The organism is Nostoc sp. CHAB 5715 (assembly GCF_020829685.1).
In the GTDB taxonomy this organism is placed as follows: domain Bacteria; phylum Cyanobacteriota; class Cyanobacteriia; order Cyanobacteriales; family Nostocaceae; genus Nostoc.
This window is the reverse complement of record NZ_JAIVFR010000790.1, coordinates 1-3,577: the sequence shown is the minus strand read 5'-3', so window position 1 is coordinate 3,577 and position 3,577 is coordinate 1. Positions and strand designations below refer to the sequence as shown.

Here is a 3,577-nt window from a genome sequence, read left to right as displayed (position 1 = left end):
TAGTTTTAAACAAGCCGCCCAATATGAGCGGGGTATTAACCTCCCCAAGATTAATTTTTCGCCCACGAGGGGCGAGGCATGTACCGGGTTAATAGCTAATAGCTAATAGCTAACAGCTTTGTCAATAAAAATACTTTTCAAATAACCTCTTAGATACTTCCTTACTTATGGAGCCTACCCTTGCATCAGCTAACGGCTGTATAACCCAATACGGTTCAGTTAAGGCTAAAACTATGTTACAAAGTCAATTTTTTTAACGAACCGCCAAGACGCCAAGGACGCAGAGAGAAGGAAGAAATGCTTAACTGAACTGTATTGCTGTATAACCACCACTACCTCAACATTCGTATCTTTTAAATCAGTGGGTGTCTGGATTTGCAATATACCATCTGCCCCAATATGCGATCGCAACTTCATTGTTTCTAGGACTTACGCATTGACAAGAAATACCATATATGGAGAAGTTTAAAAACTACATCTTTCGTAAGGGTACAGCATTGCTCATAGGTGTCAACTTAAGCTAAAAATCGCTTATCTGTTGGCTGACTCACCCGCCAGAGAATGAATTCTCTGGCTAATAGCTAAAGTCTACTGAAGTAGACTTAAGATTTTGGGGGATATTTAGTAATCTTTAGATTACTTTAGCTATTAGCAAGGAACTGAAGTTCCTTGCGGGACATCGTTTTCACGTTAAGTTGACACGTATGAGCTTTTTCTGTGCCCCTACAGCATGGTCTATTGACGATCGCAGGATAATTAAGAAAAGCCTGAAACTTCCCGGAGCATCGTTAATGCACATCACGATGAATTTGTACAGTGCGTAAGTCCTAGAGTAATTTAACAAAATGAAAATCTGTATTGTTGGCGCGGGTGCAATTGGTGGATATTTAGGGGCAAAACTGGCACTAGCAGGTGAAGAGGTGACGCTAATCGCGCGTGGTTCTCATTTGGAGGCAATTCAAAAAAATGGGCTGAAGTTGCTTATGGCAGACGGTTATAGCCAAATTGCTACTCCATTTCTGGCAACTAGCGATATTCAGTCAGCAGGGCCACAAGATGTAGTAATTTTAACTGTCAAGGCTCACAGTGTACCTGCGATCGCTCCTTCTCTCCCTGGACTCTACAATTCTCAGACGATGGTGGTAACAGCCCAAAATGGCGTTCCTTGGTGGTACTTTCGCAAGTATGGCGGTGAGTATGAAGGTACGCGGATTCAATCTGTTGACCCAGATGGGATTATTGAAGCTAATATCGGTGCCCAACGCGCTATTGGTTGTGTTGTTTACCCGGCAACTGAGATAATTGAACCAGGTGTAATTAAACATATTGAAGGCGATCGCTTTACTCTTGGTGAAATCGACGGCACTAAAACAGAACGCATTCAATTATTAGCACAGACTTTAAAACAGGCAGGATTCAAAGCACCAATCCGCAATCAAATTCGCACGGAAATTTGGATCAAGTTGTGGGGGAATGTGGCATTTAATCCCATCAGCGCCCTAACTGGTGCTACTCTAGAGGATATTTGCCGCTATCCCCTCACGCGTGAACTAGCGCTGCAAATGATGACTGAAACTCAAGCGATCGCCGAAAATTTAGGTATAAAGTTTGGCATCACTTTAGAACAGCGAATTAATGGGGCAGAAAATGTTGGTGCCCATAAAACCTCAATGCTACAAGATATTGAAGCCGGACGCGCTACAGAGATAGACGCTATTGTTGGCGCGGTGGCAGAATTGGGAAAACTTACTCAAATTCCCACACCTTATATTGATGCTATTTATGCCAGCGTTAAGTTGCTGGAAGCGACCAAATTAAAGGTTTGATTTGACTTTCCTTGACTTTTGATAGCTATGGAATTTATATAATTATCAAGTTCATGAAGAAAAAAAAAGTATGGCTATTAACGATACTGGTTGTAGTAGCAGTAGTAATAAACATCATCACCGGACATAGCAATTTTCTAAAGGCTGCTTCACCTTTAGGGAAAGACACGCTGACGATGATTACTTCCCCAGATTATCCTCCTTATGAGTTTTATGATACTAAAGGAGGCGATCGCCAAATCGTTGGCTTTGATATAGATATTGCTAAAACCCTTGCTGAAAAACTAGGGTTTAAACTTCAAATAATGGAATCCGATTTTAATGGGTTAATTCCTGCACTCCAAGCAAATCGCGCTGACTTTGTAATGGCTGGGATGACTCCGACTCCAGAACGTCAGAAAAATATTGATTTTTCAATTATTTATTACGAAGCCAAAGATACCATTGTCGCTCCTAAAGGTAGCAACTTGAAGCAGCCCCAAGATTTATCAGGAAAAAAGGTTGGGGTACAACTAGGAACCATACAAGAACAAAATGCTCAAAAAATTGCTCAAAAAGTTGCAGGTATTCAGCTAAAGCAACTCAACAGAGTGCCGGAAGTAGTTCAGGAAATCAAATCTGGACGAATTGATGCAGCAATTGTTGAGGATACTGTCGCTAAGGGATTCGCCCAAGCTAACCCAGATTTAGAGTTTAATACTATTCCTTCAGAGGAGGCAAGTGGATCAGCGATCGCTTTTCCTAAAGGTTCTTCTTTTGTAGAACCGTTTAACAAAGTCCTTCAACAAATGAAGGACAATGGCACATTGAATAAACTTGTAGCCAAATGGTTTTCACAGAATACTACCGCCAATTCTGCATCTTCAACTCCTACCAAAGGCGGATTAAATCTCGATTTCACCAGAATTATTCCAGACATTCCCTTTATTCTTCGGGGAATCCCTTTAACTTTGTTGTTTACGCTATTATCTGTAACCTTGGGGTTAATTTGGGGAACAATACTGTCTCTATTAAAAATTATCGGCATCAAGCCGCTTACCTGGGTTGCTAACGCCTACACCTCTGTTTTTCGAGGCACACCTTTGTTATTACAGCTGGCATTGGTTTACTATGCAACACCCCAGCTTACAGGCTATGACATTTCAGCATTGGAAGCTGGGGTGCTAACTTTTACCCTGAATTCTGGCGCTTATATGTCGGAAACCATCAGGGGTGGAATTCAAGCGGTGGATAAAGGGCAAAGTGAAGCGGCGATGTCTATGGGTGTTCCCTATTGGTTGATGATGTGGGATGTGATTTTGCCCCAAGCATTGAAGAATATTCTTCCAGCATTGGTGAATGAAACTATCGGATTGCTTAAAGATTCCGCGCTGGTGTCAACAATTGGGGTGGTGGAAATATTACGCAGCGCCCAAATTGTTGGTGCAAATAAGTATATTTATTTTGAACCACTGCTATTTGCAGGGTTAATCTACTATGTTTTAGTAATGGGTATGACCTTGGGTGCATCCGCTTTAGAAAGGAGGTTACGGCAAAGTGAATAATGTAGTAATTCGCACGGAATTCTTATGTAAATCCTTTGGCAAACTTGATGTACTCAAAGATATTTCCACTGAGTTTTACGAGGGGGAAGTGGTTGCTATATTAGGCCCTTCTGGTTCAGGTAAGTCTACCTTTTTGCGATGCATAAACTTACTAGAACATAGTAGATTAACCCTGCAAATAGCAGTGGTTCAAAATAAATATACTTA

Annotated in this window: 3 protein-coding genes; all 3 read left to right on the top strand. The window is 41.3% G+C overall.

What is annotated here, in order from left to right; genetic code table 11:
* The first annotated feature begins 845 nt into the window (after positions 1 to 845).
* Positions 846 to 1,826 carry a 2-dehydropantoate 2-reductase gene (locus LC574_RS31290; protein WP_229457466.1) on the top strand — a complete coding sequence of 327 codons (981 nt, stop codon included), beginning with the start codon at positions 846 to 848 and terminating at the stop codon, positions 1,824 to 1,826.
* Positions 1,827 to 1,879: 53 nt separating this feature from the next.
* On the top strand, positions 1,880 to 3,370 hold the full coding sequence (locus LC574_RS31285) for an ABC transporter permease subunit (RefSeq protein ID WP_229457465.1): 1,491 nt from the start codon (positions 1,880 to 1,882) through the stop codon (positions 3,368 to 3,370).
* The coding region (locus tag LC574_RS39335) for an ATP-binding cassette domain-containing protein (RefSeq protein ID WP_229457464.1) at positions 3,363 to 3,577 on the top strand (215 nt) is incomplete at its 3' end. The genes LC574_RS31285 and LC574_RS39335, both read left to right, overlap by 8 nt.